Below are 6,013 nucleotides of genomic sequence, written 5' to 3' on the forward strand. Positions count from 1 at the left end.
TATCAAACGCCGTGGTTATGGCTACCGAAACCTCGAACGTTTCTTTTTGAGATTACGCTTCGAGCTTGGTCGTTAAAATAGCAACCACGAGTTATGGTGATGAGCCAGAAAAAGAGGATGAATTTATCGAAGTTTTCTCAAACAGGGGGTAAAATTACAAAGAATTTTTTCTTTTGTTCTTTGCCCAGATCACTAGAAACGATAGAAAGATCAAAATAAATAAGCCGTACTGATAACCGGGATGTATGGATTCTACAAGGCCATAAACAACAGCCACTTCAAGAGAAACGGCCGGAATTTTACCGATGGTGCTGGCAATAATGAATAAGCCACCTGGAATGGGCGTCAAGGCCGCCCCTGCTGTTACCAGACCTGATGGGACAAAAGGAATTAAGCGCAGCAAGATGATTGCCCAGAAGACGCGGCTTATTGAAGAACTCTGGATGTACCTCCAGAACGGCCGCTTTAACCACTTTGGATTAACTTTTGAAAACCCATATCGATATAGGTAAAATCCGACGATAGCGCCAAAAATCTCCCCCGACAAAGAAAGGATGACGCCAATGGTTAACCCTAAAGAACTGATATTGAGAGACGTGAGCAAAAAGCTTGGGAAAAAGCCAACTGCACCCATACTTATGTTGAAAATGAGAAGCAGCAGAAATTCTAAAACGGGGAACTGAGTGTTTATGGTATAATCCGCCTCCTGCGCTGTTTAAAAAATTGATGGTATATAAAAGTTCAGTTGAATGAAATTTTAAGATAGAGAAGTGCGTTCTATATCCGTTTTTTTCGAATTCGGTAATACACTAATCCTGAAAAGCCAACGACGAGGAGGAACAAATAGATTGAACTTAAAATCCCAGGTGGGAAAAATGTGCGAACGTCTTCAGAATTAGAAGGAAGGTTTGTCTCAGAAGCACTGACAACGGGAAACTGATAAGAAGACAAAAGAGTGCCATCCTGATCAGTAATCCTTAATAGTCCATCTTCTTTTACAGCGATTGTCACTTGCTCATCTGTTTGGTGTGTATAAAAGAAATCGCCTGGCGTAATGTATTCCACATCACCGGCAAAAAAGCTGCTTTCTTTCGGAATGCTCACTGTTTTAAAATTTTCAAATCCAAAATCCAAAAGTTGAATAGTGTCAGCATAAGCTTCTGCCTCTGTGTCGCTTTTTAAGGTGACGACAATTAAATTCAGGTTTTCTCTTTTGGCTGTCGTGGCCAGCGTGACGCCTGCTTCTGGCACAAACCCGGTTTTACCACCCGTAACGCCTTCATAAGGTTTTTCCCTTAATAGTTTGTGGTGGGTATAAAGCGTGGTATCCCAGGATTCACCGTTCCAGGGCAGTTCTTTTGTTCCAAATATTTTCATGAATTCATCGTTCTTCATCGCATATCGGGTTAACTTCGCTAAATCTTCGGCTGTCGTAACATGCTCGGGATCAAAAAGACCGTGGGGATTTTCGAAGTTCGTATTCCGCAGGCCAATTACATCTTCTAAATATAAATTCATATCAGCAGAAAATAACTCAACGCTGCCGCTGATGTGTTCAGCAATGGCGACGCCGGCATCATTTCCAGAGTTGACTAAGAGGCCCAGCAACAGTTTTTCTAAAGTCACTTGTTCTCCCTCTTCCAAATAAACACGGGTGCCTTCCGTATTGCGTGCTTTTTTACTGATGGTTACAACATCATTTAATTTTCTGTTTTCAATTGCATAAATGGCTGTGGCAATTTTTGTTAGGCTGGCAGGATACATCTGCGACTGTGCATTTTTTTCATAGAGGATTTCTCCAGTCGTTGCTTCCATGACAATAGCTGCTTCACTGGATACGTTTGGCAGGGAAGGGTCATCAGTTTTACTGAAAACGGACGAAACGATTAAAGTGTTGATCATGATTAAAATGGTTGAAACAACACTTAGTTTTTTCATAACTACTCCCTCCTGAGTGATTATTTTAGTTCTGCTTTATTATATAATTGACGGTTTCCCGGTCCGAATCAGTCGGTAAATGAAAGGTTTGCTGGTATTTCTCGTGTCCTTTACCGGTAATCACAATCCAGTCGCCTTCCTTGCTTTCATGGATTGCTTGCTGAATGGCGAGTGTACGGTCTGGAACGATGCTGCCTTTTGAGTTGCCGTATGTTTCATTTAGTTGGTTTAAAACTTCCAGCATATCTCCTGGAGAAACATTGTTCAGGTCGTCCAACGTTAAAATGTAGCGGTCACTCATTTCAGCAGATATGGATAGCATGTGCTTTCTCTTGCTGGCATCTCGATTTCCACGAAAGCCGAAAATATGGGTTATTCGTTGGGCCCCTTGTGATTTTGCAGTTTCCAGGCAGTAAGAGATGGCATCCGGAGTATGGGCATAATCCACAATAACGATCGAGCCCTTGGCCAGTTTCGTGACCTCAAAGCGTCCATCGACTCCCTTGAAATGGTGAATGGAGTTTAAGAGCTTTTCTTTGGGGATACCCAGCAACAATGATGTTCCGTAGGCCATTAAGGTGTTATACATATTGTGCATTCCGGTCATGGCAGCGACCATTTGATACGTTTCGTTACTTTCAATCACCCGCATAGTGGAGGACAGTGAATGAAATTTTGCAACACGCAGGTTGCATTCAGTGGATGTGCCAATTGCATAAATCGGTTTTCCCTTTGTTTGCAGGATTCCACAGAGCTTTCGTCCCCACTCATTATCTGTATTCACTACAGCAATCCCATGTTCTTTCATCTGATTGAACATTGTAAGCTTCGCCTGAAAATATTCTTCCATGGAACTGTGATAATCCAGGTGTTCATGGTGAAGATTGAGGAACAAGCCGTAATCAAATTCAATGCCTTCTAACCGATACTGGGCCAGTCCATGAGAAGAAACTTCCATAATGACGACCTCATCCTGACTGAGGGTCAACAGTTTATGGAGAGCGAGTGAATTTGGTGTGGTGTTCGAGCTTTTCATTTTTTCGCCATTGATAATATTTTGGTTGGTACCGATGACAGAACAACTCATACCGTTGCTTTCCAGAAAGTGCTGGAGCATATAGCTCGTCGTCGTTTTTCCGTTGGTGCCCGTAATTCCAATCATTATTTTCTGGTCAGATGGACGGCCATAAAAATTCCTGGCCAGGATGCCAAGCGCTTTCCGGCTATTTTCCACCTGTAAATAAGGGACACCTAACCGGGTAATTCCTTGTTCTCCGATGACAAGGGCTGCCCCTTTTTCAATTGCCTGGTCAATAAACCCGTGACCATCAATTTCAAATCCTTTAATAGCAACAAACACAAAACCTTTTGCCACATCGCTTGAGTTATCGGCAATCCCCTTGATGTCTAATTCTAATATTCTGGAATCTAATCGGGAGATCAGACCGGATTCGTTCAAAAGCTGATTTGTTTTCATAGATTTGGTGACCTCTCTAAAACTATTTAAATTTGATTTATTCTATTATAAAAATGTTGAAAAAATGTGCAGAATTTATACGGGAAGCCTAACTACTAAAACTTAATGTTTTTGTAATACAAACGAAATCGAATCCTTTATGAACCATTACAGATAAAAACCCGGGATCTTGTTGACAAGATCCCGGGTTTTGGCGCTTTTATTCGGGTGACAGTTCGCTTTCAGTCACCCATTTATGATTGGTGACTTCCTCGCCTCCGGTGGTCGGGACGAAATCAACCATATAGACGGTCGTTTCTTCGGTAGAATCAACCGTAGCCGTTGCGCCGTCCATTCCCTCCATATGGTCAGCGGCAATGGCCGCTTCATCGCCCGTTTCCAATGGTTCATCACCTGGATTTTCCAATTCTGCGTGAATCACCCATTTGTGATTTTCAACCGGCTCGCCTCCGTCCGTCGGCGTATAGGTCACTGCATAGGCGGTTGTATCATAAGCCCCGACAATTGTGGCTTCAGCACCTTTCATGCCTTCCATATGATCGGTTTCAATAATCGCCTGGCTTCCAACTTCAAAGGTTGGATTTTCGGCTTCCTGCAAATCTTCCGGGACTTCACCTGAACCGGAATAGAAGAAACTGCACAGAAAATCAAGAATTAATCGGTAAACTGGATTGGTTGACGTCTTCTGGAACGGTTAAGCAAGCACGGGGAAGTAGAAGTTAAGAGAGGGGCTGTATTTAATTTTACATACCTTGAAATTCCCCGAGTCTTATATAGAAAATTTCATTTGATTCCTTAAGGGATACAAAAATGATAAAGAAGAGGATTCAACTTACTGTAATAGGAGGTGTACAAGTGGCGGAAATTAGTTTGTATCTTGCGTTTGGCGCAGGGCTTTTATCATTTATCTCTCCATGCTCCCTTCCTTTGTATCCGGCTTTTTTATCCTACCTTACTGGAGTTTCAGTCAATGAGTTAAAGACGGGCAAGGGAATGATGAGGAGCACGGCTTTGATTCATACGGTTCTATTTTTGATAGGTTTCTCCATCATTTTTTTAGCGTTGGGCTTGTCGACTTCGCTTATCGGAAACTTCTTCTTGGAATATCAAGTTCTTCTACGTCAATTGGGCGCTATTTTGATGGTGTTTTTTGGCTTGGTCCTAACCGGTATTCTGAAATTCGACTTCCTGCTGTCGGATAAGAAATTACAGTTCCAGAAAAGGCCCTCCGGATACGCGGGTTCTGTTCTGATCGGCATTGGTTTTGCAGCTGGATGGACCCCGTGTACCGGTCCCATACTTGCAGGAGTTATTGCACTCGGAGTAGCGGATCCGGACAGTGGCTTACTCTATATGCTGTTTTACGTTCTGGGATTTTCCATTCCTTTTCTCTTGATGTCGTTTTTTATTGAGAAAATGACTTTCTTGAAGAAGAAGAGCGCTCTTTTCATGTCAATAGGAGGAGCATTAATGATTCTGATGGGCGTTTTACTTTACTTTGACATGCTGACAGAAATCATCGCTTTTTTATCGCAATTTACGGGTGGATTTACAGGGTTTTAATGGACTCAACCCAGCATCTAGGAAGGACGTGACAGTGTATGGCTGCTAAAAAGGATAAAAAGAGAAATCGCTTGATTATGAGGACAAGTATTTGTTCATTCTGGTTGTCGCTATTGCATTTACCATCTACAACGGATTAACAAAAGAGAAAAACGAATTGCTGCAAGTTGGAGATTCGGCACCCGATTTTGCGTTGACGGATTTGAACGGGGAACGGCATCAGCTGTCTGAGTACAAAGGGCAGGGGGTGTTCGTGAACTTTTGGGGTACTTGGTGCAAACCGTGCGAAAAAGAGTTCCCGCTGATGGAAAAGCAGTACCAGGTATACAAGGATCAAGGTGTGGAGATACTCGCTGTCAATATTGCGCAATCCGATTATGAAGTGAGACAATTTGCTGAACAGCGAAATTTAACGTTCCCGATTGTTATCGATAAGGACAAAAGTGTTATGGAAGCTTATAATATCCGTCCATTGCCGACTACTCTGTTAGTCAATCAAGAGGGCAAAATCGAGAAAATTATTACGGGTGAAATGTCCGAAGAGGATATCGCGAGTTATATGGAACAGATCAAACCGTGCTGATACCTCTGAATTTCCCAAGCATAATGCGGGCCACGTTATTTTGAAAAATGCTGCAAAGAAAAAACGAGAAAAAAACATTTCTTTAAAGTGGACTAACCGAAAGAAAAGAAATGTCAGGTGTAGAAAATTTATAAATAAAAATCAGGCAAAGATCCTCCACCGGACCGATTGGAAGGATTATTCCTTTTGGGTCAATTGTAGAGGGAATGGATTACCTGTTTTGAAATCAAGATATCTGCACAAAAAGTCGAAACTTTTTCGTTAAACTTTAAGAATGTTATACTTATAAAAAATAAAAAATAAAAAATGACATATTCGGAGGGCATCTACATGAAAAAAAAAGAGAATAGGAACGGCAGTGCTTGGGCTAACCTAAATTTTTGAGACAATATAAAAACACCTTCGCAGTGGTACACTTTAAAAAAGTGCTAGCATCGGAGGTGTTTTTGCGT

At 41.9% G+C, this 6,013-nt stretch carries 4 protein-coding genes and 2 pseudogenes; 2 read left to right on the forward strand and 4 right to left on the reverse strand.

What is annotated here, in order from left to right; genetic code table 11:
* Positions 1 to 154: 154 nt before the first annotated feature.
* The 4 genes and pseudogenes from KNP71_RS15540 to KNP71_RS15555 all read right to left on the reverse strand — a co-directional run.
* Positions 155 to 634, reverse strand: a complete 480-nt coding sequence (locus KNP71_RS15540; protein WP_125318013.1) for a TVP38/TMEM64 family protein — start codon at positions 632 to 634, stop codon at positions 155 to 157.
* Positions 635 to 777: 143 nt separating this feature from the next.
* A complete protein-coding gene (locus KNP71_RS15545; protein WP_214720040.1) occupies positions 778 to 1,938 on the reverse strand; it encodes a D-alanyl-D-alanine carboxypeptidase family protein in 1,161 nt (386 codons plus the stop codon).
* Between the two features lie 25 nt (positions 1,939 to 1,963).
* Positions 1,964 to 3,415 (reverse strand): UDP-N-acetylmuramoyl-L-alanyl-D-glutamate--2,6-diaminopimelate ligase, encoded by a 1,452-nt coding sequence (locus KNP71_RS15550; RefSeq protein ID WP_029595522.1) that lies wholly within the window; start codon positions 3,413 to 3,415, stop codon positions 1,964 to 1,966.
* A gap of 199 nt (positions 3,416 to 3,614) precedes the next feature.
* Positions 3,615 to 4,040: pseudogene (locus tag KNP71_RS15555) on the reverse strand (YdhK family protein); the annotation flags it as partial.
* A gap of 230 nt (positions 4,041 to 4,270) precedes the next feature.
* On the opposite strand from KNP71_RS15555, the gene KNP71_RS15560 reads away from it, so the two are divergent.
* Positions 4,271 to 4,978, forward strand: coding sequence for a cytochrome c biogenesis CcdA family protein (locus tag KNP71_RS15560; RefSeq protein ID WP_029595520.1), 708 nt, complete (start codon positions 4,271 to 4,273; stop codon positions 4,976 to 4,978).
* A 38-nt stretch (positions 4,979 to 5,016) separates the two neighbouring features.
* Positions 5,017 to 5,561: pseudogene (gene resA / locus KNP71_RS15565) on the forward strand (thiol-disulfide oxidoreductase ResA).
* The last annotated feature ends 452 nt before the right edge of the window (positions 5,562 to 6,013 follow it).

The organism is Exiguobacterium sp. s56, from assembly GCF_018618255.1.
GTDB lineage: Bacteria > Bacillota > Bacilli > Exiguobacteriales > Exiguobacteriaceae > Exiguobacterium > Exiguobacterium chiriqhucha.

Coding starts and splice junctions, on each gene's coding strand:
- KNP71_RS15545 (WP_214720040.1), bottom strand. CDS start 1,938: ATGAAAAAACTAAGTGTTGTTTCAACCATTTTAATCATGATCAACACT.
- KNP71_RS15540 (WP_125318013.1), bottom strand. CDS start 634: ATGGGTGCAGTTGGCTTTTTCCCAAGCTTTTTGCTCACGTCTCTCAAT.
- KNP71_RS15550 (WP_029595522.1), bottom strand. CDS start 3,415: ATGAAAACAAATCAGCTTTTGAACGAATCCGGTCTGATCTCCCGATTA.